The organism is Actinomadura meridiana, assembly GCF_039537545.1.
Taxonomy (GTDB): Bacteria; Actinomycetota; Actinomycetes; order Streptosporangiales; family Streptosporangiaceae; genus Spirillospora; species Spirillospora meridiana.
This window is the reverse complement of record NZ_BAABAS010000006.1, coordinates 293,184-316,713: the sequence shown is the minus strand read 5'-3', so window position 1 is coordinate 316,713 and position 23,530 is coordinate 293,184. Positions and strand designations below refer to the sequence as shown.

The window sequence follows — 23,530 nt, the reverse complement described above, 5'->3', positions numbered from 1 at the left end:
ACGTCGTGGCGCTGAGGATCGAGGACTACGGCCTGCTGGGAGACACGCAGACGGCGGCGCTGGTCGGCCGGGACGGCTCGATCGACTGGCTGTGCCTGCCGCGCTTCGACTCCCCTGCCTGTTTCGCGTCCCTGCTGGGCGACGAACACGCCGGTTTCTGGCGGCTCGCCCCCGCATCGGCGTCCGGCGGCGCGTCGGCGGCCTCCGGCGACGGGCTGTGCACGCGGCGTCGGTATCGGGGCGACACGCTGATCCTGGAGACCGAGTGGGAGACGCCGGACGGCGCCGTCCGGCTGATCGACTTCATGCCGCCGCGCGGGGAGGCCGCGGACGCCGTCCGGATCGTGGAGGGCGTCAGCGGCCGGGTGCCGATGCACATGGAGATGCGGCTGCGGTTCGACTACGGGCGGATCGTGCCGTGGATGCGCAGGCGCGAGGGCGAGCACAACGCCATCGCCGGGCCCGACGCGGCCTGGCTGCGAACGCCCGTCGAGCTTGAGGGCCACAACCTGACGACGTACGCCGACTTCACGGTGTCGGCCGGTGACCGGGTGCCGTTCGTCCTGACGTACCAGCCGTCGCATCTGCCGCGTCCGAAGGCGGTCGAAGCGGAACAGGCGCTCACCGACGCCGAGACGTTCTGGTCGGAGTGGATGCGTTCCTACGACTACGACGGCCGGTGGGACGCGGCCGTCCGCCGGTCGCTGATCACGCTGAAGGCGCTCACCTACGCCCCGACCGGCGGCATCGTCGCCGCCGCGACCACCTCGCTGCCCGAACTGCTCGGCGGCTCGCGCAACTGGGACTACCGGTTCTGCTGGCTGCGGGACGCGACGTTCACGCTCCAGGCACTGCTCGGCACCGGTTTCGTCGCCGAGGCGAAACAGTGGCGGGAATGGCTGTTGCGGGCCGTCGCGGGCGACCCCGCCGACCTTCAGATCATGTACGCGATCGACGGGACCCGCCGCCTCACCGAGTTCACCGTGGACTGGCTGTCCGGCTACGAGGGGTCGGCGCCGGTCCGGGTCGGGAACGCCGCGTCCGACCAGTTCCAGCTGGACACGTGGGGCGAGGTCCTGGACGGCCTGCACCTGGGCCGCCGCGCCGGGATCGAGGCGGACGACGACGCCTGGGACGTCCAGCGCGCCCTGCTCGACTTTCTCGAAGGGCACTGGAGCGACCCCGACAACGGCCTGTGGGAGATCCGGGGCGACCCCCGCCACTTCGTGCACTCCAAGGTGCTCGCGTGGACGGGCGTGCACCGGGCCGTCCAGGCGGTCGAGCACTACGGCCTGGACGGTCCCGTTGACAAGTGGAAGGAACTGCGCGAACGCATCCACGCCGACGTGTGCGAGCACGGATACGACGCCGACCGTGGCACGTTCACCCAGTACTACGGCTCCCGCGGCCTCGACGCGTCGCTGTTGCTCATCCCGGAGACCGGATTCCTCCCGTGGAACGACCCGCGCGTCGTCGGCACCGTCGACGAGGTCCAGCGGGACCTGTACCGCGACGGCTTCATGCTCCGCTACGACACGGAGACGGACGGCGGCGTCGACGGCCTGTCCGGCGGCGAGGGCGCGTTCCTGGCCTGCACGTTCTGGCTCGCGGACGCGCTGCACGCCATCGGCAGGACCAAGCAGGCCACCGACCTGTTCGAGCGGCTGCTCGGCCTGCGCAACGACCTCGGCCTGCTGAGCGAGGAGTACGACACCGCCGCCGGGCGGCAGATCGGGAACACGCCGCAGGCGTACTCCCATGTCGGCCTGGTCAACACGGCCCGCCGGCTGAGCGGCACGCGACCGAGCTGGCAGCCCGCCTCCCCGTCCGTTCCGAGTCCCGAAGGAGAAACGTGATGCGCGCCCTGACCGTCCTGCCGCTGAAGCGCGGCTCGCTCTCCGTCACCGACGTCCCGGAGCCGGAGCCCGGCGCGGGCGACCTGCTCGTCGACGGGATCGCCGTCGGCGTGTGCGGCACCGACAAGGAGATCGCGGCCGGGGACTACGGCTGGGCGCCGCCCGGCCGCGACCGGCTCGTCATCGGGCACGAGTCGCTGGGACGAGTGCGGGAGGCGCCGTCCGGCAGCGGCTTCTCCCCCGGTGACCTCGTCGTCGGGGTCGTGCGCCGTCCCGACCCGGTGCCGTGCGGGGCCTGCGCGCACGGCGAGTTCGACATGTGCCGCAACGGCCGCTACACCGAACGCGGCATCAAGGAGCTCGACGGGTACGCCGCCCGGTCCTGGACGGTCGAGGCCGCCTACGCCGTCACCCTTGACCCGCGCCTGGCGGAGGTCGGCGTCCTCATGGAACCGACCACGGTCGTCGCCAAGGCGTGGGACCAGATCGAGAAGGTCGGCGGGCGGGCCTGGTTCGAGCCGCGCCGGGTGCTGGTGACGGGCGCCGGTCCGATCGGGCTGCTCGCCGCGATGCTCGGCGTGCAGCGGGGCCTGGACGTGCACGTCCTGGACCGGGTCTCCGACGGCCCGAAGCCGCGCCTCGTAGCCGACCTCGGCGCCACCTACCATCACGACGGCCTGGACGCCGCCGTCGCCGACGGCGTGCCCGACATCGTGATCGAGGCGACCGGCGTGTCGCAGCTCGTCCTCGGCGCGATGGCGAACAACGCCGCGTACGGCGTGGTGTGCCTGACCGGAGTGTCGTCGTCGGGCCGTCACGTGCAGGTGGACGCGGGCGCGCTCAACCGCGACATCGTCCTGGAGAACGACGCGATCATCGGCTCGGTCAACGCGAACCTCGGCCACTACGCGGCCGCCGCGAAGGCCCTCGCGACCGCCGACCTCTCCTGGCTCGAACGCCTGATCACCCGCCGCGTCCCGCTGGAGCGCTACGAGGACGCTTTCACCCCGCATCCGGACGACGTCAAGGTAGCGATAACACTCGACGACTAATTCACCAGGGTGCGAGATCGTCCCCACAGCGGAACTGTCCGCAGGGCTGGAAGATTCGTAATTCGCATTTCCGATTAATACCGGCAATGCGGGCTTGTGGTTGTGCGGAAAATCATGCGGAGGCGGGCGGCGTCCAGCCAGGATGCGGGCATGACCTTCCCCCTGATGCACGGGTACGACCACATCAATGTGGTCGCCCAGCTGGACCCGGTCGCGGCGGTGCGTGATCGGGAACTCGGCGAGCGAATGCGGAAATACCGCAAACTTCTGCCCGGCGGCTCCCCGGATTTCGGGCATGCCGTACAAATGGGAAAAGAGTGGCGGATCGGTTCGCTCGGCTGTGACGACCCGTCCTCCGCCCGGTACGGCCTGGCGATCGACCTGCGGATGGACGCGCCCAACGTGGCCGACCCCGAAACCGAGCGCGCCATGCTCGCCGCCGCCGACCGGCTCGACCCCGAGGAGGGCGAACAGCTCGCCAAGGACGAGTGGGAGATCGGCGACCGCCGGTTCCGGGTGATCCGCGTCGAGAAGTTCATCCTGATCGGCGACCGCGTGATGGAGCCGCCCCGGTCCACCGACGCCGACCTCGCCAAGGACGACCTGCTCCGCGGCCATCTGATCGACCCGCCCGCGCCGTGCGGGCAGTGGGAGGCGCAGCTGCGGTTGAACCTCGTCGGGCACATGCCCGCGCCCGGCAGCGTCCCCGACCAGGTGCGCGCGGAGGCGCGGCACGCGATCCGCACCCACCCCGGGATCGTGCTGCTGCCCCCGACGTTCGTCGTGCTGGAGGTCGACGGCGACGCCTGGACGCCGATCACCGGCGGCGACGATCCCGGCGCGGCCCGCGAGCGGCTGGCCAGGCATTTCACCGGTCTGATGCCGAGGCTGCGCGAGTTCCAGGGCGACCCCGCCACGGCGGCTGAACTCGCCGAGTGGACGGCCCTCGCCAACGAGATCAAGGCGTCCACCGGGCATCGGATCGTCGTGCGGGGACGCGACTTCCGCACCGTCCGCGTGTCCCGGATGATGCGGCTCGGCCGCGACGGCCCCGAGGCCCCCCGCCCCTGCGACGAGGAACATCACGGCTACACCGAGGCCGCCGAGACCGACTGAGCCGTCGGCCCCCTTCCGTGCGTACCCCAGAACACCTGATCTTTCGCGAGAGTTGACGATCGCCTCGCCGCGCCGTCACCTCCCGAGCGTCATGATCATCGTGCTGGGTCCGGCCGGAAGAGGGTGGTGCCGATGGCGCGGAGGCTCACGGTCGTGGTGGTCGCGGCCGGAATGGTGGCGGCCGAGATGGTGACGGGGTCGTCGACCGTCGGGGCGCGGGCGGGCGTGCCGCGCCCCCCGGACGTCGACGGCGCCGGATCGGGCGAACGGCCGGACGCGCGGGCGACCGCGCTGGCGCCGTCCGGCACGATCGGGAAGCTGCGGTTCACGTCGACGAGCCGTCTCGCGCCCGGCGTCGTGTTCAGAACGTTCAGCACGACCGGCACCGGCGGCACGGTGCGCGGCGACCTGCTCACCGTGGACCTGGCGAGCCCGGGTGTCACCGTGGGCCTGCTGCACCCGCCGGACGTCGCGGCCCGCCGGACCGTCTCGGCCATGGCGAAGGCGCAGAAGGCGCTCGCCGGGATCAACGGCGACTTCTTCAACGTCACCGAGACGCATCCCGGCGTCACGCCGACTGGATCGTCGTCCGGCCCCGAGATAGACGACGGCCACCCGCTGAAAGGCGCGGTGCCGAACGGCCAACGCTTCGGCCCGGCACTACCGCCCGGCAGATCCGCCGAGGACGTCATAGGAGTCGGCACCGACAACCGAGGACACCTCGGGCGACTACGCCTGACGGGGACCGTCCAGTCCGACGGCACCCGCATCACCTTGCGCGGCCTCAACCAGTACGCGCTCCCGGTCGGCGGCGTCGGCGCGTTCACCGGCGAATGGGGCGGCGTGTCACGCCACCGAGCCGTGTGCGGCACCGACGAGACCCGCAGCGACCCGTGCACCACCGACACCACCGAGGTGACGGTCAAGAAAGGCGTCGTCGCGAAAGTGACCCGCGAGGTGGGCGAGGGCACCATCCCCAACGACACGACAGTGCTGGTCGGACGAGAGAAAGGCGCGGACGCGCTCAGCGCCCTACGCCCCGGCGACCGCGTGCGCATCGCCTACGGCTTCACAAGCCCGCGAGACTTCCGCTTCGCCATCGGCGGCTTCCCGATCCTGCGCGACGGCGAGCCGCTCGACGGCCTGGACCCGCGAGGCCCGGCCCCCCGAACGGCGGCCGGGGTGAGCGGCAACGGCCGCCAACTGCTTCTGGCCGTGGCGGACGGCCGGTCGGAGCGAAGCGCGGGCCTGACCGTCGCCGAACTGGCGTCGCTCATGGACAAGGCGGGCGCGGACGGCGCCGTCAACCTGGACGGCGGCGGCTCGTCCGCGTTCGTCACGCGCAGCGGCGGGAAGATGGTCGTGCGCAACTCCCCCTCCGACGGCCGCGAACGCGCCGTCGCCAACGGCATCGGCGTCTTCGCCAACGACGAAGACGCCTCCTGACCGAAGGGCCCCGGACACAGGGGCGCGGGCGGGGACGATGCCGACGACATCGTCCCCGCCCGCGTGTTCGACCGCCCGAGACTCGCGGCCGAAGCGAGGGAACGTCCGGGGGCTAGTGGCCGAAGGCCAGCATGACCTGCCCCTTGGTGTTCGGGTAGTTGACGAACGTGTCGCCGGTCAGGACGTAGACCATCCCGTTGGCGACGACGGCGCCGCCGCCACCGGCGAGGGCGCTGCCCTGTCCGGTCCCGCCGTTGACGGCCGGGATGTCGGTGATGGTGTCGAACGCCCAGAGCACCTTGCCCGTCTCGGACGAGTACGCCCGGAACTTGCCGTCCAGGCTGCCCTCCCAGACGATGCCGGGCGAGGTCGTCACCGCCGGCGGGTGGCCGAGCCGGCAGACGTTCGGGTACTTGGCCGCGCCGCCGGTCGTGCAGCCGTCCGCCGGGTTCGCGGTCTCCCAGTTGACGTGTCCGGTGGCGGGGTCGACCGCGTACAGCGTGCCCGGGTTGCCCATGTAGGTGGCGATGTAGAGGTTCTTGCCGTCGTAGCTCGTGCCCCACTGGATGCCGCTGAGGCCGCCACCCGGCATGGGCTTGGAGAACTGCCGCTGCCAGACGATCTCGCCGGTGGCGGCGTCGAGGACGTGGTACACGCCGAGCTTCTGCCCGACGCCGACGAGGCGGCGTCCGCCCGCGGTGAACACGTTCGGGGTGGCGCCGAGGTCGTAGTCGAGCGCGGTGCCGTCACCGAGGTTGGGGCAGAACTTCTGGTCCTCGGGGGACTTGCTGGTGCAGAGCCGCCGCCAGGTGTCGACGTCGGTCATCTTGCGCGTCCAGCGCTCCTCGCCGGTGGCGGCGTTCAGCGCGAGGACGGAGTCGTAGTGCCCGCCGCTCCCGCTGTAGTTCTGCCCGGTGCCCACGTAGAGCGTCTTCGTGGTCGGGTCGATGACGGGCGAGCTCCACACTCCGGCCCCGGACGGGCCATAGCGCGGCACGCCGTTCGGCCAGGTGCCGTCCTGCTGCGGCTCGGGGACGGTGTAGTAGCGCCAGTCAAGCTTGCCGGTCTTGATGTCGCGGGCGTCGACGTGACCCCGGAACTTGCAGCAGGGGTAATTCTGGCCCTGCATGTTCTCGCCGCTGGACACGCCGACGTAGACGCGGCCCTCGTACACGATCGGCGAGCTGGTCAGCGTCGCGCTGGGGAAGGGCTCGATCTGCTCGGCCCAGGCGAGCTTCCCGCTGGCCTGGTCGACGGCGTACAGGTAGCCGCGGGTGTCGCCGAAGAAGACCTTGCCGTCGGAGACGGAGGCGCCGTCCCGGACCTGGGTGAAGCCGGAGCCGACCGAGGACAGGTCGAACTCCCACTTGAGCTTGCCGGTCTTGGCGTCGGCGGCGCGGTACTTCCCGTCCGACCCGCCGAAGTAGACGGTGTCGCCGATGACGGCGGGCTGGCTGTGCGGGGCGCCCGTCTGGCTCGGGTAGCGCCAGGCCCACTTGAGCTTGAGGCCGTTGACGTTCTCCGGCGTGATCTGGGTCTCCCCGGCGGCGTAGCGGCTGCCGACCAGGTCCTTCGTCCAGGTCGGCCAGTCGTCGGCCGGTGCCTGGCCGGACGCTGCCGGTCCGGAGGCGACGGCTGCGCTCACCAGCAGGCAAGCGGCGGCGGCCAGGGCGGCCGCCCGTCTCATGGGACGCATTGTTTCGGGTGTTCCCTTCGTGCTAGGGCCTCAGGACCGTGGGGAGCTCCTGGGGCCGCGGTGGCTCAGGAGCCGCGGGAGCTCCTGGAGCCGCGGGGGTTGCGGGAGCCGCGTGGGCGCCGGGCCACGCCTCGGGAGCCCCCCGGCAGGGCTCCCCTGAGCAGCCGGTCACGGAGCGCGCCCGTGTTGCGCCGGCTGACCGTCAGGCGCGTGCCGCCGACCCGGAGCGTGCACCGCCCCGACTCGACGACCATCTCGTCGATGTGCGCGAGCGAGACCAGGTGGGACCGGTGGATGCGGACGAACCCGGCGTCGCGCCACGCCTCCTCCAGCGCCGCCAGCGAGACCCGGACGAGGTGGCTGCCGCCCGGCGTGTACAGGCGCGCGTAGTCGCCGTGGGCCTCGGCGTACCGGATGTCCGAGCGCCGGACGAAATGCACGGCGCGTCCGAGCCCGACCGGGATGAGTTCGTCGGCGTCGGCCGTCTTGACGACGACCACGACCACCACGCGTTCCTCATCCTCGGTCGGGCGGGACGGTTTTCCTTGCGGCTGTGTCCGAACAGGCGGGGGCGTTCGGCCCTGGAATGGGGCCGGACGGGAATGAACCGCTGTGGCACGCATGCGGCCATGGAATCGGCGCGGCCGGTTGCTTTCAAGAGGCCGAGCCGAAATCTGGCACGTCTGGCACAATTCGCGGCATTCCACGTCAATCCACCTGGTCAATGAAGTGTTCGTTCAGCCGATTACGGGGTTAAGCCGATCACTTGGTGAAGGGCATGTACTTCTTCCAGAAGTCGCAGTGGTGCTGCCTTCCGATCTCCCTGGTCATCTCGCTGTCTCCGGCCGGGACCAGCGACATGACACCCTGGTCGGCGTCGGTGAACGGCGTCCAGAGCGGGGTGCCGGGCACGGTCGGGTCGCCGGTGCGGGCGAATCCCGTCCACTGCGAGGTGAGCTGCTTGCCGAACGACACCTGGTTGGGCGTCAGGTCCCCGGTGTCGCCGAACGGACTGAGGAAGACGCTCTCACTGATGTGGTACGCGCCGTTGGGCTTCGTTTTGTCGAGGAAGAACATCGGCGGCGCGTCGAAGTTGTCCGTCTGGTAGGCGAACAGCTTGATGTGCTTGGCCAGCCGCTGATCGGTGATGAGTGCGCGGCAGACGGAGTTGGAGTCGGCGACGATCGTCCGATAGGCGATGAAGGCCGCGGGGTCCGGGAAGCGCTCCAGCGGATACAGCTTCATGACCTCGTCGGCGATGTCCCCATATTGCTGTTGAATATTGGCCCGGTACTGTTCCGGGGTGTTCGCGGACGGGAGCTGCGTCTCGTCGCGGTCGACGCCGTGCATGAGCGTGACGTCGTTGACCTTGCCCTCCTGGAACGCCTGGGCGGGCGACAGGGGCAGCACGACGCCGTCCACGATCGGGGCCTGCGTGCCGACGTCCTGACCGGTGCCCCGGCCGGTCTGCTGGAGCAGCTTGTCGACCGGCACCGCGCGCAGGCAGGCGGCCTGGTCGGCGACGCCGCCGCAGCCCACGGCCTTGGCGAACCGCTCACCCTGCTCCTGCGCCTCCGCCAGCGTCGGCAGCTTGGCCGCGCAGTCCTGCGCCTGCCACTGCACGTCGACGCCGCGGATCGAGTTGTACTCGCCGCTCTGCGGGATGCCCTTCTGGAACAGCCCCTTCGCCGTCGGCGAGGCGGTGTTCGCGCACACGCTCGACCCACCGGCGGACGCGCCGTAGATCGTCACGTTCTTCGGGTCGCCGCCGAACTTCGCGATGTTGGCCTGCACCCAGCTCAGCGCGGCCTGCTGGTCGCGGAGCGCGTAGTTGCCCGAGGTCGTCCCGAGCGACTTGTGCGCCATGTACCCGAAGATGTTGAGCCGGTAGTAGACACCGACGTTGATGACCCCGCCCTCCTTGACGAGGTGCTTGCCGTCGGACGGCGCGCCGAAGCGGAACCCGCCGCCGTGCAGCTCGACCATCACCGGCAGCGGCTTCCCGTCGGTCTTCTCCGGGGCCGTGACGCTGACGTGCAGGCAGTCCTCGTTGGTGGAACCCGGTCCAAGGCCCTGCGGCTGCGGACAGGACGTCGGTGCCGTGGTGGCCTCCAACGTGGTCGTCCAAGGCTTGGCGGCCTGCGGCGGCGCCCAGCGCAACTCCTTCAAGGGCGGGGCCGCGTACGGGATGCCCAGCCACGACCGCACACCGTCGGCGACGAGCCCGCACACCGAGCCCTTGTCCGTCTGGACGGTCGTTCCCGACGCGCACGCCTCCTTGCCGAGCGCTCCGTCGGCCTGGGCGGCGGTGATCGCCGGAGTGAACGCGATCGCCGTCGCGGCGACCGCCGGGACAATCCATCTCCTGCTTCTCATTCGCGGCGTGCGCATTCCGGACTCAGTTCCGTCCGGATCTTTCGCGCCTGTCAATCTCGGCATTCTCATGGTCGGCGTCCTTCGCCGTCGACAACAGTTCGACGGGCACGCGGCGAACGCGATGCGACGTCCGCCGTCCCGTCCCCCCGGCGGCTGGACGATAAGTCGGGCATAAGCCGACATGACAGAAGGATTCGCGACGTCCACGATGAGCGGTGCCGACCACTCGACAAGCGGTACCGCGCCACCGCCGGACGGCCCCCACGAACGGTCAGGATCCGGTCACTCGGAAGGGGCGGCGCGCCTACCTAACAATTGTTAGAAAGAACGGATCGCGCGGGCTCGCTCGGGATCGCCATAATGCGGGTGTTCCGGCCGTCGTGACACCATGGTCCACTATCGTTTCCGCGAAGGAGAACGTTCCATGACCGCGCCGCCCCGTCCACCGCACGAACGCAAGCAGGACACGCTCGACCGGCTGGACCGCGACGTCGACGCCTGGTTCGCCACGGCGGGCACGGGCGGCGGAGCACCCCACATGGTGCCGCTGTCGTTCTACTGGGACGGCCGCGACATCCTGGTCGCGACCCCGACCGGCAGCCCCACCGGCCGGAACCTGCGAGACAGCGGCAGGGTCCGTGTCGGCATCGGCCCCACCCGCGACGTCGTGCTGGTGGAGGGCACGGTCGTGGAGATCATCGCGGCGTCCGACATCCCGTCCGACCTGGGCGACACCTTCGCGGCCCGCGCCGAGTTCGAGCCGCGCGACCTCGCGACCCCGTACAGCTACTACCGCGTCCGCCCGGACCGGATCCAGGCGTGGCGCGAGGCCGACGAGCTCCCCGGCCGCGACCTGATGCGTGACGGTCACTGGCTCGTCCCGTAGCCGGTCAGCACTTCTGCCAGGCGAGGTGGTAGACGATCGGGGAGCCGATCCCGGGGCTCATGGAGATGAGGCTGACCTTGGCCGCGTCCGACGTTCCCTTGTCGACCCGCAGTTCCGAGTTGATGTTGAAGTTCCGTTCCTGACCGCACGGCTTCCACTTGAGCTGGTCCTTCGGCACCACGTCGCTGAACTGCCAGTTGTCCTCGACGGGGCCGGTCATGTCGTGCGTCCCGTGGCCGGTCTCCGTGTCGCCCTGGAAGTAGTACTCGGCCCTCTCGGAGCCCTTCGCACCGGCCTGGAGACTGACGTGGGTCCGATAGTCCACCGACGAGATCGCGTAGGTGTAGTCGGCGGGAACGAGCACCTGAAGGCTGATCCGGCAGTTCTTGCGGGCGTCCGCCGGCTTCGCCGAGCCGCCCACCTGGGCCGTGTAGTCGCTGTACGAGACCGAGAACGCCTCGGCGTCCGACGACAGGTTCGCCTTGGCCGTGCCCTTCGGGCATCCGGAGCCATTGGACGACGCGACCTCGATCTTGACCCCCGAGGGCCCGTCGAGAGCTGCCGCGGCGGCGGGAGTGACGGATCCCGCGGCCAGAGCGAGCGCCGCACCGGAAACTGCGATCCCCTTGAACATAAGAATCCCTCTTCGTGAAAACTGATTCTCAAGGCATCATTAATTGGCATCAGCCGATCATCGCCACGGATGCTAACTGGACCTTTAGAGGGAGTCAATCAACGAAATTTCAACGCTCCTCGGACGACGCGTCAGTACGTAGATCATCGAGCCTCGAAAATCGGCCACGAGATTCACACGCACCGTTCCATCCCGCCCGCCGCCCCTGTAAACGCCTGGTCGGAGTGGGGGCCACCGAACCGGCGTCAATTAATGCGGCCCACAAGAAAGGGGCAGCCCGTGGCCGCAATCGTTTGGGCATAAACGTTATGCGGTGTGGGCGGCGGTCTCCTTGCGGGGGAACTTCTCGGCCAGGAACTCCTCCCAGGTCCGCGTACCCAGGACGGCACCCTCACGCGGCAGGTTGTCGCCGTCGCGGTAGGCACGACCAGCCTTCCCCGGCACCCGGAAAGGCAGAAGGACACGGCGCTTACCGGACGCCTCCAGGTACCCCCGCACAAGCTCCGGCAACACGTACACCTTGGGCCCGGCCATGTCGGGGACCAGCCCGGCGGGTTCACCGAGCGCCAGCTCCACCAGTCGCTCCGCGACGTCCCGGGGGTCGACCGGCTGAAGACGAAGATCCTTCCCGACCGGGACGATCGGCGGCTTCGCCATCATCCGGATCAGCTTCAGGGCGAAGTCGTGGAACTGGGCGGCGCGCAGCGTCGTCCACGGCACTCCCGAGGCCGCGACGGCCTGTTCCGCCTTGAGCTGGGTCCGAAGGAAACGCTGCGGCATCCTGTCCGCCCCGGTCACCGAGATCAGCACCAGATGCCGCACACCCCCGCGCGACGCGGCCCGCACCAGGTTCCGGGTCGCCACATCGTCACCCCGGACGCCTCCCGCCAGGTGCACGAGGGTCTCGATCCCGTCCAGCGCGGCGTCAAGTCCCTCGTCCTTGAGCACGTCACCGACCGCGTACTCGACACCGCCGCCCGGCTCGTGCTGACGACGGCTGAGCACCCGAACCTCACGACCCGCGTCCCGCAGCAGCGGAACGACCTGACTCCCGATCGTCCCGGTACCCCCGGTGACCAGCATCGACGTAGCCATGATCCCCTCCGACAGGTCTGTTTCGTCCTCCTATCTATAGGACTCACGGCACGTCCGAAACGTGACATCCCGCGCCTGCCGGGGGTGGATGTATCGCGGGCGTATGGGAAATCGCATACGCCACCGCAACGCTCGTCGGTCTTCGGTGGGGGCGTGGGCCGCGCCGGTCCGGGCCGGGAGCCTGACGCCTGGCTGGACAGTCGCGGGTGGAGCGTTAGCGCGAGGGGGAGAAGATCATGGTCGACGCCGGAGGATGGGATCGGCGTTCGCTGTTGCGGGGTGCCACGGTGATGGCGGGGGCCGTCGTGAGCACGCCGTTGCTGGGCAGGGCGCCCAGGGCGCGAGCCGAGGGCGGTGACGCGGACGCGCTGTTCAAGGCGGGGAGGTTCGAGCAGGCCGGCCGCGCTTACGAGGAGATCCTGCGGAAGGACCCCACGAACCTGCATGCCGCCCAGCGGCGTGGCTATGTCGCGCTACTGGCCAACAAGTTTCCCGACGCCGAAAAGTACCTCAGGATGGCCCTCCACCTGGCTCCCGACGACAAGGACACCAACTACTTCCTGGCTGACTGCTACCTCCGGCAGGACAAGTTCTCTCTGTCCGCGCCGCACTGGCGGGCGATCGGCGAGGAGGCCTACGCCAAATGGTTCGCGGCGGTCCAGGGTGAGGGGTATCAGGTCCGTGGCGACATCGCGCGGCTGCCGTTCCAGCAGATGGATCCGATGCCGCTGGTGGAGGCCTCGGTCAACGGCGGGCCGCCGAAGCGCTTCACGTTCTACACCGGCGCACCGAATCTGGGCATGCGCGCATCGGTCGCCAAGGAGGCCGGGCTGAGTCCCGTCGCCAGCCAGAAGATCGAGTACGAGGGCGGCGCGATCTGGGCGTACTACGGGGTGTTGGACTCGTTCAAACTGGGCGACATCGAACTGCGCAACGTCCCCGTGGGCTGGTCGTCGACGGAGTCGGGCGAGGATGTCGACACCGACAGCGACGGCATGATCGGCACGTGGGTCTTCTACCACCTGCTGACCACCTTCGACTATGCGGGCCGCTCGCTGATCCTGCGCCGCCGCTCCCCCGAGACTTCCAGGTCGGCACGCGCCGCCGCCGCGCGGATGGGTGCCAAGCCCCTGCCGTTGTGGCTGGCCCGTGAGCAATATGTGCACAGCAGGGGCAGCATCGCCGGTTCCGGCTCACGGGTGGTGGGTGTGAACCTCGGCGGAAAGGGCGGCGAAAGCGCCGCGGTCATGGTCGGGGAAACGGCCGAGCGGTTGCGGATCCGCACTGACTATGACCGCCCGATCGGCACATTCGCGCAAAGCCATCCAGCCGTCACCTACCCCTGCTATCCGAAGGAGATCCGGCTAGGCGACGCCGTCGCCAGGGAGGTCTACTGCGAGACGAACCCCAACGCCACGCTCGCCCCCTTCGGATTCGACATTCCGACCGCCTTCTTCCACTGCTTCCACAAGCCCTACAACATCACTCTCGACTTCACCGACATGCACCTCTACATCGCCCGAGGCAAAGCAACCTGATCACCGCGAACGCACAGGCGTCCACGGCCGAACTCATCGACCCTCACGGGGAACACTGAACGCGGGTGCGCGGTCACGCTTGGTGTCCCTGGAAACTTCGCCAATCTGTCAGCGCGTCGCGTAGCTCTTCGGTGACCTTGCTGACTCGTTCGATGTACGGGTTGTGGAGCTGTTCGAGGTCGGTGTCGGATGGCGGCGGCGGGAAGAGCGTGTCGATGGACGGCTCGTCCTCGTTGATTCCGGCCGCTCGCCGGTAGGGTGCGAAGAACTCCCACGCTCGCCGCATTCCCTTTTCCCATTGCCGTGGGTCCAGGTCACGGATGCGGGTGAGCGCGGCGGAGGCTCGGGTCGCGTTCTCCCTGTGCAGTTCGCGGCTGTAGTGGTTCGCTGACTGTTGGTCTGTTTCCTGCCAGATGTGGTAGGTGTAGGCGAGCATGACGGCCCGCGCATAAAGGTCGATGGCCTCGCCGTAGTCGCCCCTGGCGTACAGGACGTCGCCGTGCAGACGGGCGACCCGGCACATGAGGTCCCGGTCGATCAGGTCCATGTCCGGGTCATTCTCCGCGATTCCGTCCAGCTCGGTAAGGAATTCGGTGGCGCGTTCGATGTCGCCGAACTCGCTCCTCAGGTCGGCGCGCTCGTACACCACCCATGCCTCGTACCAGGCGTGAGGAGAGTCTTCGACCACGGCGACGTGCCGCCGCACCGATTCCTGGGCCCGCGCGTAGCAGCCGTCCGCCGCGACGGGATCGCCGCCCGGTCGCCGGAACCGGTGCGCGTGCGCCCTGAAGACGAGGGTGAGGACGTCGAGCACCGTGGCGCCCTCGTCCTGGGGTCGGGGGGCTCGTTTGTCCAGGCCAGCGCGGCGCCGGATGTCGCGGATGGCCCCGGCGACCTCGTCCCAGCGCTCCGGATCGGCCTCGTCCTGCCGCCAGCCTCGCGTGTAGTTCAGGTAGAAGCGGACGAGGACGGTGAGCCGTTCCTTGTCGGCGTCCGTGCGGTCGCCGACGACCTCGTCGAGAACGCGCAGCAGTTCGTCACAGAGTGGGAAGCGGACATAACATCCCCACCACCAGAACGCTTCGAGAAAGACTCTTGTGATGCCGAGGGTCGTCTCCCGGTCCAGCGCCTGCCCCTGGCCGCGAACGGCGTGGTAGACCCATTCGCGCAACAGCCGCCGATATCCGGGGAGTTCGTATCGTGGCCAGGCTCCGTACGCGGTGTGCAGGTCTTCCTCGCTGATATCCGGGTCGAACTCCTCGACTTTCGCCCGGTACACGGCTTGCAGATGCAGATGGATGGCGCGGAGGCGCTCGGCGGGGATCTCGCGGCGCCGCTGGTCGCGGATCGCCTCGTGGATCCGGAGACCCTCCTGCTCGTCGTCGTCATATCCGCCGATGAAGCTGCGCTGCCGCTCGTCCTCCAACCAGCTCATCAACTCGGCGGCCTTCTCCTCGTCCACGTCGTATTTCGCGAGGACGGCGGTGAGCAGCGGACCGTCGATATTGTTCATCACGGTCAGATAGTCGAAGAACGGGAGCGCCGCCTCTGTCTTTCCCACCAGGTCCTGGCATTTGTCCGCCGTGAGTTTCCGGGCGACCAGGCAGACCCGCTGGATGATCGGTGCGCCGATCGCCGCCGCGTTCAGCTCGGCGAGGACGCCGTCCAGCGACTGGTCGCCCCGTCCGGCGAGGGCGGTGCAGATCAGCGCGACGGCCTGGGGGCTGCCCTCCGTGCGGGCCGCGACCCGCGCGCACAGTTCGGCGCTGATCACGTCGTCGCCGAGATGCGCTCGGAAACACTCGGCGACCTCCGCCGCCGTGAGGTTCCGCAGCTGGTGGGTCGTCGCTCCGGGCCAGCCCGGCTCCGGCCCCGGCCGCCGGGTCGTGATGACGAGGCTGTGCGTCCGCCGAGACAGGATCTCCACCAGCCACTCGCGGCAGACGGGATCGGTGATCTGGTGGACGTTGTCGACGAGGACGGTGAGGCGCCGGTCGCCATGGGCGGCGGCTGTCAACTCCCCGAGGGCGTCGGCGACTCGGACGGCGGTGTCGCGCAACGTCCGCCGAACCCGCTCCGCGTACCAGAGGCTCAGCCGCGGGTCCAGGAGCAGCGGGGTCTCGCCCATGGGGAGCAGGGCGTCCTTGATGTCGAGATCCGGTTGGGACGAGGGACGCTCCCCCAAGAGTTTCTCGACCTCGCGCCTGGTGCCCCGGACCTGGTCGATCAGCACGGCCTTCTGGGGCTGGTCGTCGTCCAGGTCGTCGGCGATCCGCTGGACGGTCTCGCAACAGAACTCGACGCGCGCCAGTTCGACGACCAGGGGATCGTCCGAGGAGGAGCGGCGACGATCGTAGGCCTCGGCACCCCAGTTCGCGGAGATGAACACCAGACTCACCCCGGCACCGGCGAGCATCTCGCCCATGACCTGCAACAACGTGCTCCTGCCGCTGCCGGGTCGGGCGACGATGTCCCACCCGGCGGCGCGTCCGGCCCGCTGGTCGGCCCTGACCCAGCCGAGCATCGCGCGCCGTCCCGCCAGCCGCCATCCCTCCGCCACGCTCTCGTCCTCCGGCGGCAGCCCCCAACCGGACCCGACGAGCTCGACGATCGCCCGCACCGACGGGTCGGCACCCGACGAGCCGTCCCGGAGGGCGTCGTACTCCTCCGCCATCACCTGAACCAGCCCGTCGACGGACGATTCCGGCTTGTCGCCCAGATAGGCGGCGGCCCGGCGCAACGCCTCGGGCCGTCCTTCACACAGCCACGCCAGCCGCAGCAACTCGTCACGGGAAGCGCCGCCCCTGCCATCCCGGGCCAGCAGACGGTGCAGGAACTCGACCGCGTCATCGTCGGTCAGCGCCCCTATGGAAACAGTGGAAACATCCCGGAGCCGTCCCAACCGGCTGCGAGACGTGACGAGCAGTCGATGAGGCCCGCCCGTCACCAACGCCTCCAGCAAATCAAGGTCGGCATCGGTGGCGTCGTCCACGAGGAGCAGGACCCGCTCCCCCCGAGCGGCCAACTCGCCCATCGCCCGGTGATAACCGGCCCGGACGTCGTTAGCCGGGCGTTCAGTCGAGTGAACGGTCTCCAGCAGCAGCGGGAGAATGTCCTCCACCTGGATCCGGTTAGACGCACCATCCGGCGCCGGTAACCCGACATACAGCGCCCGATACCACCCGCGCCTGACCGCCTCCCCCGCCACATGGAGAGCCAACGCGCTCCGGCCGATCCCGAACGGCCCGGCCGACAGTTCTATAGGCCCAGCACCCGCCCGCAGGCCACCAGGATCGAGCAGGCGCAGTAACTGGTCGGTTTCCTCACGACGGCCGACGAAATCCGGAACCCGGTCGTCGGCGGAGAGTTCCCTGAGCGCGAAGCTCCACCGGGTCGCTCCGGCCTCGTAGTAATAGATCGTCTGGTCACGACCGGCCAGGAACGCCTGGCTGTGCCCCGACGTCCGGGCTGTCAGCCGGACCCTGCTCTCGTTGGTTTCGGCGGCGCCCACCGGCCGACGCTTTCCGCCTCGCCCCCGGCGCCTGAGAATATGGGTAATGGACCACCGCACGCTGTTAGCACCGCCTCTCCTCGACACCTTTCGGGCATGGGTCGACCCCCGTGGGAGCTACAGAGTCGGCGGGCAGACGCCTATTCGTTGTTGGTCTGATCCCCGCCCGCCATGAACACCCGCCCGTGACCTTTCGCCGTGCCCGTCATCCGGACGTTGGTCGTGTTCCCGCCGGTGGAGCCGGAGGAGGAGGTGACCAGCCCGTACACGGCGACCGCCAGACCGGCCAAGGCGACGAACACCCCGAGCACGCTGGCGAGCTTGTCCGCGTCATCAAGGCCGACCGCCGCGAAGTAGGCGCCCAATCCCACGAGCGCCATCACCGCGACGACGGCCCCGACCCCTGTCAACGCACGACGTGTCATGCCATTCATCATCGACCACAAAACAAGATCAGACGCAGTCGACTCTCCGTAAAATGGAGCAAAGGCCGATATGGGCCACCGTGTTCGTCAGCCCTCGGAATGGGGCAGCACGGTCTCGAATTCGGTGCGCGGAACCTCCGCCACACGCGACAGCGACCACAACGGAACGTCCTCCGGCAGCGCCAGGATCCGGTCGCGCTGGGCCCGAAACTCCGGCTCGTTTCGCAGGGCCTTCTCGCCCTCGCAGAAGATCACGTACTCGTCCAGGAAAGCCAGCAGCGCACCTCGCGGCACCGCGTCGAGTTCGGGGTCGAGACAGATCAGCAGCATGCCGCGCACCCGGGGAAGCCCGACGTTCAGGGCAGGCTGAAGATAGGCCAGCGGCAGCATTCTGGCGCCAATCCGGTCGTACAGCCGCAGCCGGGCGACCGGATCGCCATGAGGGCCCGCCCGGTGACAACGCGGATCCTCGACTTCGGCCAGGGTCGCGACGGGCCCGAACGTCTTTCGCCACAGTGGCAGCGCCCGCCCGAGCAGTTTGGTGCCGAGGCCCCGGCCGCGCATGTCCCCACGGACGGCCAGATAGCTCAGAAGCATCACGCCGCTGACGGTCGAATACTCTCCCAGCGCCGCTCCGACGGGTTCGCCTCCGTCCAGCGCGACGGTTCCGGCGTTCCCGGGCGGTGGCGGACGGTACTCGGCCTTGAGTGTTTCCAGATTGCCCAACTCGCTCGGCGGAAACGCCTGCTGGAGCACGTCACGGTAGAGACGGTCGAACACGTCGTCATCAACGTCCGCCACCTCGACGAACTCGAACTCACCGTTACCGCCTTGACCGACCGATTCGTCCGGTTTCTGCCCCTCGGGGAACGCCATGGAAACATCGTGCTAGAGCCGGAGCTGTTTCACCAGTCCTCCGACAACCCTGGACCGAATAGATACGCACGTGTCCGGAATGTGCCACGGCTCGCGCGTTTCGTCCTTCCGGCGCGGGCAACCCCACATTTTGGACACTCAAATACGGGAGGGTAACCATGCGCGCTTCACACAATTGGACACGCCGCGCTGTCACCGGCGCCACAGCACTGGCTCTTTTCGGCCTGACCAGCACGGCCGCGTCCGCCGCAACCGGCATACAGGGATCAGGACGAGCAGACCCGGTGCCCTCCGGCTTCCGCGCGCAGTCCACCACCTGGACCTCACCCACCCACGGTTGGGTACTCGGCACCGCCCCCTGCTCAACAGGCGAGTGCACCACGGTCGTAACCAGCCACGACGGCGGCGGCACCTGGTCAGCCGTCGCCGCGCCGCCCGCGCCCCTAGCCCCACCCGGAGAAGCGGGAATCACGGAAATCCGCTTCGCCGACGCCCACCACGGCTGGGCTTTCGGCCCGGACTTCTACTCCACGTCCAACGGCGGCCACAGCTGGCGAAAGGCGTCCCTACCCGGCGACGGCCAGCGCGTGATCTCCCTGGCCACCGACGCGGGAGTCGTCTACGCCGCAGTCTCCCCATGCGCGGTGGGCGTCCCACCCTACGAGTGCGAGAAGCCCAACTCCGTATGGCGCGCCAACGTGAACCACGGCAAATGGCACCGCGTCCCGGTGAACCTCCCCACCAAACCCGCCGAAGGCGTAGTCATCGCCCTACACAACCGCACCGGCTACATCCTCGTCCCTGGAACAGCGGGAGACCCCGACACGCTCTTCGCGAGCACGAACGGACGCCGCTGGTCGACCCGCCCGTCCCCCTGCGACAAACAAGGCGCAGAGGCCCTGGTGGACATCGCCCCGATGCCACACAAACGGGTAGCCCTCCTCTGCGTAGGCGACGCCGGTTTCTCAAAGGCCACCAAACACGTCTTCCGCTCCACTGACACAGCCAAAACAACCACGGACGCCGGGATCACACCCCGCCTGGGCATCCAATCAACCCTCGCCGCCACCCCGTCAGGCAGCACCCTCGCCGTCGCCTCCGTCTCATCCGGAAGCTGGCTCTACCGAAACACCGCCAACGCAACCTGGAACACCGTCCTAGACGAAGCAGACGGCGGAAGCGGCTGGAACAACCTGCTGTTCACCACAAACCAAGACGGCTTCCTCATCCACGCCCCAGCCGCCGGATGGACGGGAGAAGGCACCCTGCTAACCACCCACGACGCAGGCGCAACCTGGACACCCGTCCCCATCAGTAGCTAGGTCATCCGCGACGCCGCCACCAACGCCTCCGCCCACCAGGCACCACCGACGGCCGCTCGTCGTGCCTCTCATGGGCCCTCCGCCAAGCCGCCACGGCATCATCCACGTCAATCGGCCGGTACCCAAGCGGAGGGCCCGGCGGCGGCACCCGCAGATTGGCGACGATCTTCTCGTTGATCGGCTCCAACAGCTGACGCACACTCCGCGCGGACGGAAGCCCGGCCACCGCGTCCAGAGCGTCCTCGATCTCTTTCCTCAGCGCCAGCGTCGGATGGACCATCGCGGTCAGACCCTCACTGGCCAGCTTCTGCTTGATCCACCAGTTCTCGTCCAACGGCTTGTAAGCATCAGGCAGCGGCTTACCCGAGCCCGGCAAGTCATCGAACTCGCCCCGCGCCTCCGCCTCGTGGATCTGCCCGTCAATCCAAGACTCAAAGCTGAGCCCGGCAGGCTTTCGCTCAGTCACACCCCCATTGTCCCATTCACCTCCCCTCACCTCCCCACCGGCGAGAGCGCCCCACGACCCAACACCACAACCCCACCCGGCGGCACACTCGTAACCATGACGGTGATGGAAACAGAACGACTCGTCCTGCGCCCCCTGACCGGCGATGACTTCGACGACTACGCCGCAATGATGTCCGACCCGGACGTGACCTCCGGCCTGGCAGACGGCGCGATCACCAACGAGATAGACGCCTGGCGCAGCCTCGCCACCTTCATAGGCCACCGAGAGATCCGCGGCTACTCCCACTGGGCACTGATCGAGAAAACAACAGGCAGCTTCGTAGGACGCGCGGGCCCCTGGCGACCACACGGCTTCCCCGGCCTGGGCCTCGGCTGGTGCCTCTCCCGCCACCACTGGGGAAAGGGCTACGCCTCCGAAGCAGCCCGCGCCGCCCTCAACTACTGCTTCACCGACCTGGCGGCAGACGAGGTCATCTCCCTAATCCTCCCCCGCAACACCCGCTCCATAGCCGTAGCGGAACGCATAGGCCACCACCACCTACACGACACCGAATACAGAGGCCACACAGTCCACGTCTACGGCCAACCCCGCCCCACGTAGCCCGAACGACGCGGTCAGATGCGGCGTTGGCCGGGCTCGGGACGACGTAGCACCCAACACTGCCTCGGGGCTCCCCGCAGCAGGGAGCACAGCTGCCGCGCCCGCTCCCGACGGGTGGGCAACTCGGCCAACATCCCCGTCCACTCCTCCCCGAACCGCACCCGATCGCCAGCCGGAAGCGTCGCCGCCGCCACCGCCACCAACCGCCGAGGCACCCGCCCCAGCCTCCGAAGCTCGCGGCCTCCAACCCCATCGGCAGCAGCCGGTGCCGGCTGCATTTGGGCGAAGATCCGCTCGCAGAACCCCAACGCCGCCACCACCGTCCGCCGGGCCCCAAACAGCCTCTCCACCAGCCTCACTCTGTGCACATGGCTCGCCTCGCAGGATGCGCGCACTACCTCGTATAGTGCGCGCACTGCCCTGGCCATCGCAGCCGCCGCACCTGCCGCCGCGCGCGCTGCGGCCACCATCGCGCGCGCCGCGCGCGTCGCCGCATACGTCGCCTCTGCCACGTTCGCCGTCGCTTCCGTCACGTTCGCCGCCGCGTCCGCCGCTTCTGCCGCCGCGTCCGCCGCCTGTACTGCGTCCGCCACTGCGTTCGCTACGTCCACTGCTGGGCTCGCCACACCCTTCACGCGCACTGCCAGGCTCACCGCCGCGCGCGCCGCATTCGCCGCATTCGCCCCGCCGCACACGCTCGCCGCCGCGTGGGCTGCCATTGCCGCTGGAATAACAGCGTTGGCGAAAGCGGTCAATGCCTGCCGCACGCTTCGTTCTTCTGCGGGAGTCATGAGGTGGCTCCTGGGGTTCGGGGGTGCAGGCTGCCCCATGGGATGGGCGCGGCGGTGCGGCTCTGGTGTGCCTTGGCCAGTGCGAGGCGGGCGGCCTCGGTGCCGTCCTGGGTGAGCTGGTAGTAGCGGCGGCGCGGTCGTCCTGCGGCCTCGTGCTCGGACGGGTCCTCCCAGCGGGAGGCGATCCAGCCGCACTGCTCCAAGCGGGTGATGATCGGATAAATCGTCCCCGACGGCAGCCCGGTGGCCTGCACCATCTCCAGCCCGTACCACTCGCGCCCCGGTTCCAGCAGCGCTTGGCGTAGCACCATCTGCGTTTGCAGCGTCATGCGCGGGCCCTTAGCCACGGTTCTCACCTCCCTCGTTGATCAACCCCGGTCGGGGCGCGTCACCCGGCGAGACGACGGGTGACGGGCCTTGGTCCAGCGGCGAGACGTTGCGATGCCAGGTGTTGTGGTAGATCCCGTACAGCAGCCCGATCACCGCAGCGCCCACCCCCACCGGCAGCCCGACCGCCGGGAACAGCGCCGCCAGGGTGGCCGTCATCACCCCGACCACCACGATCACCACCAACACCAGCGCCTCGGCGGGAATGAACACCCCCCGCCGCTGCCCCTGGCCGTCACCAGCGCACATCACGCACCCCCTGCCCCGGCTGCTCACGTGCACCACCACGGCCCGTTCTCCCTCGGCCCGTGTTCCAGCTGCCGCCGTACGATGGTCGTACTCTACATAGCTCGTAGACAAGGCAGCAACCCGCACCCGACCTGTCAGCCTGGGGAGCACGGCGGATGGCGTGGCCGGGATCGCAAGCCGCGCGGCAGGACACGCCGCCAACCTTGGTGAGTGACCCGCACTCATCGAGCGCTCCATGTTCGACGGCCGATCACAGACAACGACGTTCGCGTTACAGTTCGTCAGCGGGACGAACGGTAGGGACAAGTAACAGAAGGTCAACTGCACGGGGTGCAACGGCACTGGGGAACAGGGGTGACCCCGGACGATGTTTGCCGCGCCGTCCCCCGGGAGGCATTCGTCCCGGACACGATATGGATTCGGCGGGAGGACGGCTGGGCGGTCCCGATTACCCGCCAGGATCACCCGCATGAGTGGCAACGCATCGTCGACGCGTACGACGAGGCCGTGATCACCCAGGTGGACGACGGTGCCACCGACAAGGGGACGTGGCCCACCTCGTCCGGCAGCTCCCCCGAGATCATGGCCGACATGATCAACGCGCTCGACGTCCATCCCGGTATGCGCGTTCTGGAGATCGGCACCGGCACCGGATACAACGCCGCCGTGCTGTCCACCCTTGCCGGACCCGGGAACGTCACGTCAGTGGAAGTCGACCCCACGATCGCCGCGCATGCCCGCGCCGCCCTCGCCAAGGGCGGCTACCAGGTACAACTCGTGGTCGCCGATGGAACCTCCGGGCATTCGCCCAACGCCCCCTACGACCGCGTGATCGTGACCGCCGCAGCCCGCCAGATCCCCTATGAGTGGATTCGCCAGACCAGGCCGGGCGGCCTGATCGTGGTGCCCTGGGCACCCACCTTCCACCCCGACTGGCCGCTGTGCCGACTGACCGTCCACCACGATGGCACCGCGACCGGCGAGTTCATCGGCCCATCATCATTCATGCCGCTCCGCAGCCAACGGCTGCCGCAATCGGTAATCCACGACACCGAACGACAATGGATCGCCGCAGGTAAGCCCACCTGCACTCGCTACGGGATCACCATCACCGCCGAAGGACAGCAGATCTGGCTCGACACACCCGAATCCCCGATCGACTCCTGAACGCGAAAGAGCCCCGGCCACAGCCGGGGCTCGATGCG

The 23,530-nt window shown here is 68.9% G+C and carries 21 protein-coding genes; 9 read left to right on the top strand and 12 right to left on the bottom strand.

All coding sequences use genetic code 11. The features are described 5' to 3' along the window. Window positions 1–5: 5 nt before the first annotated feature. From ABD808_RS14760 to ABD808_RS14745, 4 genes are all read left to right on the top strand, one after another. The gene (locus tag ABD808_RS14760; RefSeq protein WP_344896163.1) at window positions 6–1,856 is read left to right on the top strand and encodes a glycoside hydrolase family 15 protein; all 1,851 of its coding nucleotides are present in this window, start codon (window positions 6–8) and stop codon (window positions 1,854–1,856) included. Further along, complete coding sequence (locus tag ABD808_RS14755; protein WP_344896159.1) at window positions 1,856–2,908, top strand: glucose 1-dehydrogenase; 1,053 nt, start codon at window positions 1,856–1,858, stop codon at window positions 2,906–2,908. Before ABD808_RS14760 ends, ABD808_RS14755 begins: the two co-directional genes overlap by 1 nt. Window positions 2,909–3,058: 150 nt before the next feature. Beyond that, the gene (locus tag ABD808_RS14750; protein WP_344896156.1) at window positions 3,059–4,024 is read left to right on the top strand and encodes a DUF5954 family protein; all 966 of its coding nucleotides are present in this window, start codon (window positions 3,059–3,061) and stop codon (window positions 4,022–4,024) included. A gap of 132 nt (window positions 4,025–4,156) precedes the next feature. Next, window positions 4,157–5,470: a phosphodiester glycosidase family protein gene (locus ABD808_RS14745; protein ID WP_344896153.1), complete on the top strand. Its 1,314-nt coding sequence runs from the start codon at window positions 4,157–4,159 to the stop codon at window positions 5,468–5,470. Between the two features lie 112 nt (window positions 5,471–5,582). Here the strand turns inward: ABD808_RS14745 and ABD808_RS14740 are convergent, their stop codons facing one another. The 3 genes from ABD808_RS14740 to ABD808_RS14730 all read right to left on the bottom strand — a co-directional run bounded on the left by ABD808_RS14740 (window position 5,583) and on the right by ABD808_RS14730 (window position 9,542). Continuing rightward, window positions 5,583–7,157: an outer membrane protein assembly factor BamB family protein gene (locus ABD808_RS14740; protein ID WP_344896150.1), complete on the bottom strand. Its 1,575-nt coding sequence runs from the start codon at window positions 7,155–7,157 to the stop codon at window positions 5,583–5,585. Window positions 7,158–7,231: 74 nt separating this feature from the next. Further along, window positions 7,232–7,675 (bottom strand): LytR/AlgR family response regulator transcription factor, encoded by a 444-nt coding sequence (locus ABD808_RS14735; RefSeq protein WP_344896147.1) that lies wholly within the window; start codon window positions 7,673–7,675, stop codon window positions 7,232–7,234. Window positions 7,676–7,928: 253 nt separating this feature from the next. After that, complete coding sequence (locus tag ABD808_RS14730) at window positions 7,929–9,542, bottom strand: carboxylesterase/lipase family protein (protein ID WP_344896144.1); 1,614 nt, start codon at window positions 9,540–9,542, stop codon at window positions 7,929–7,931. A 424-nt stretch (window positions 9,543–9,966) separates the two neighbouring features. Between ABD808_RS14730 and ABD808_RS14725 the strand changes: the two genes are divergently transcribed. Further along, window positions 9,967–10,428, top strand: coding sequence for a pyridoxamine 5'-phosphate oxidase family protein (locus ABD808_RS14725; RefSeq protein ID WP_344896141.1), 462 nt, complete (start codon window positions 9,967–9,969; stop codon window positions 10,426–10,428). Between the two features lie 4 nt (window positions 10,429–10,432). Here ABD808_RS14725 and ABD808_RS14720 read toward each other — a convergent pair whose 3' ends face one another. Together ABD808_RS14720 and ABD808_RS14715 are read right to left on the bottom strand one after the other, a co-directional pair. Next, on the bottom strand, window positions 10,433–11,062 hold the full coding sequence (locus ABD808_RS14720; protein WP_344896138.1) for a DUF4360 domain-containing protein: 630 nt from the start codon (window positions 11,060–11,062) through the stop codon (window positions 10,433–10,435). A gap of 306 nt (window positions 11,063–11,368) precedes the next feature. After that, on the bottom strand, window positions 11,369–12,157 hold the full coding sequence (locus ABD808_RS14715; RefSeq protein WP_344896135.1) for an SDR family oxidoreductase: 789 nt from the start codon (window positions 12,155–12,157) through the stop codon (window positions 11,369–11,371). A 236-nt stretch (window positions 12,158–12,393) separates the two neighbouring features. Here ABD808_RS14715 and ABD808_RS14710 point away from each other — a divergent pair, with 236 nt between their 5' ends. Beyond that, window positions 12,394–13,695, top strand: a complete 1,302-nt coding sequence (locus ABD808_RS14710; RefSeq protein ID WP_344896132.1) for an aspartyl protease family protein — start codon at window positions 12,394–12,396, stop codon at window positions 13,693–13,695. A gap of 73 nt (window positions 13,696–13,768) precedes the next feature. On the opposite strand, the gene ABD808_RS14705 is transcribed toward ABD808_RS14710, so the two are convergent. From ABD808_RS14705 to ABD808_RS14695, 3 genes are all read right to left on the bottom strand, one after another. Next, window positions 13,769–17,206 (bottom strand): ATP-binding protein, encoded by a 3,438-nt coding sequence (locus tag ABD808_RS14705; protein ID WP_344896129.1) that lies wholly within the window; start codon window positions 17,204–17,206, stop codon window positions 13,769–13,771. 140 nt (window positions 17,207–17,346) lie between these two features. Next, complete coding sequence (locus ABD808_RS14700; protein WP_344896126.1) at window positions 17,347–17,631, bottom strand: hypothetical protein; 285 nt, start codon at window positions 17,629–17,631, stop codon at window positions 17,347–17,349. Between the two features lie 87 nt (window positions 17,632–17,718). Beyond that, the gene (locus tag ABD808_RS14695) at window positions 17,719–18,507 is read right to left on the bottom strand and encodes a GNAT family N-acetyltransferase (protein WP_344896123.1); all 789 of its coding nucleotides are present in this window, start codon (window positions 18,505–18,507) and stop codon (window positions 17,719–17,721) included. Window positions 18,508–18,791: 284 nt separating this feature from the next. Here ABD808_RS14695 and ABD808_RS14690 point away from each other — a divergent pair, with 284 nt between their 5' ends. Further along, a complete protein-coding gene (locus ABD808_RS14690; protein ID WP_344896120.1) occupies window positions 18,792–19,829 on the top strand; it encodes a WD40/YVTN/BNR-like repeat-containing protein in 1,038 nt (345 codons plus the stop codon). Window position 19,830: 1 nt separating this feature from the next. Here the strand turns inward: ABD808_RS14690 and ABD808_RS14685 are convergent, their stop codons facing one another. Further along, entirely contained in the window at window positions 19,831–20,295 is a 465-nt protein-coding gene (locus ABD808_RS14685; protein ID WP_344896117.1) for a DnaJ family domain-containing protein, read from the bottom strand. Window positions 20,296–20,391: 96 nt separating this feature from the next. On the opposite strand from ABD808_RS14685, the gene ABD808_RS14680 reads away from it, so the two are divergent. Beyond that, window positions 20,392–20,898 (top strand): GNAT family N-acetyltransferase, encoded by a 507-nt coding sequence (locus ABD808_RS14680; protein WP_344896114.1) that lies wholly within the window; start codon window positions 20,392–20,394, stop codon window positions 20,896–20,898. 14 nt (window positions 20,899–20,912) lie between these two features. Here ABD808_RS14680 and ABD808_RS14675 read toward each other — a convergent pair whose 3' ends face one another. The 3 genes from ABD808_RS14675 to ABD808_RS14665 are packed head-to-tail and all read right to left on the bottom strand — an operon-like array spanning window position 20,913 to window position 22,364. Then, complete coding sequence (locus ABD808_RS14675; RefSeq protein WP_344896111.1) at window positions 20,913–21,689, bottom strand: hypothetical protein; 777 nt, start codon at window positions 21,687–21,689, stop codon at window positions 20,913–20,915. Continuing rightward, on the bottom strand, window positions 21,686–22,036 hold the full coding sequence (locus ABD808_RS14670; protein WP_344896108.1) for a PadR family transcriptional regulator: 351 nt from the start codon (window positions 22,034–22,036) through the stop codon (window positions 21,686–21,688). The genes ABD808_RS14675 and ABD808_RS14670 overlap by 4 nt, the downstream gene beginning before the upstream one ends. After that, window positions 22,029–22,364 carry a hypothetical protein gene (locus ABD808_RS14665; RefSeq protein WP_344896105.1) on the bottom strand — a complete coding sequence of 112 codons (336 nt, stop codon included), beginning with the start codon at window positions 22,362–22,364 and terminating at the stop codon, window positions 22,029–22,031. Before ABD808_RS14665 ends, ABD808_RS14670 begins: the two co-directional genes overlap by 8 nt. 315 nt (window positions 22,365–22,679) lie before the next feature. Here ABD808_RS14665 and ABD808_RS14660 point away from each other — a divergent pair, with 315 nt between their 5' ends. Then, window positions 22,680–23,492 carry a methyltransferase domain-containing protein gene (locus ABD808_RS14660; RefSeq protein ID WP_344896102.1) on the top strand — a complete coding sequence of 271 codons (813 nt, stop codon included), beginning with the start codon at window positions 22,680–22,682 and terminating at the stop codon, window positions 23,490–23,492. The last annotated feature ends 38 nt before the right edge of the window (window positions 23,493–23,530 follow it).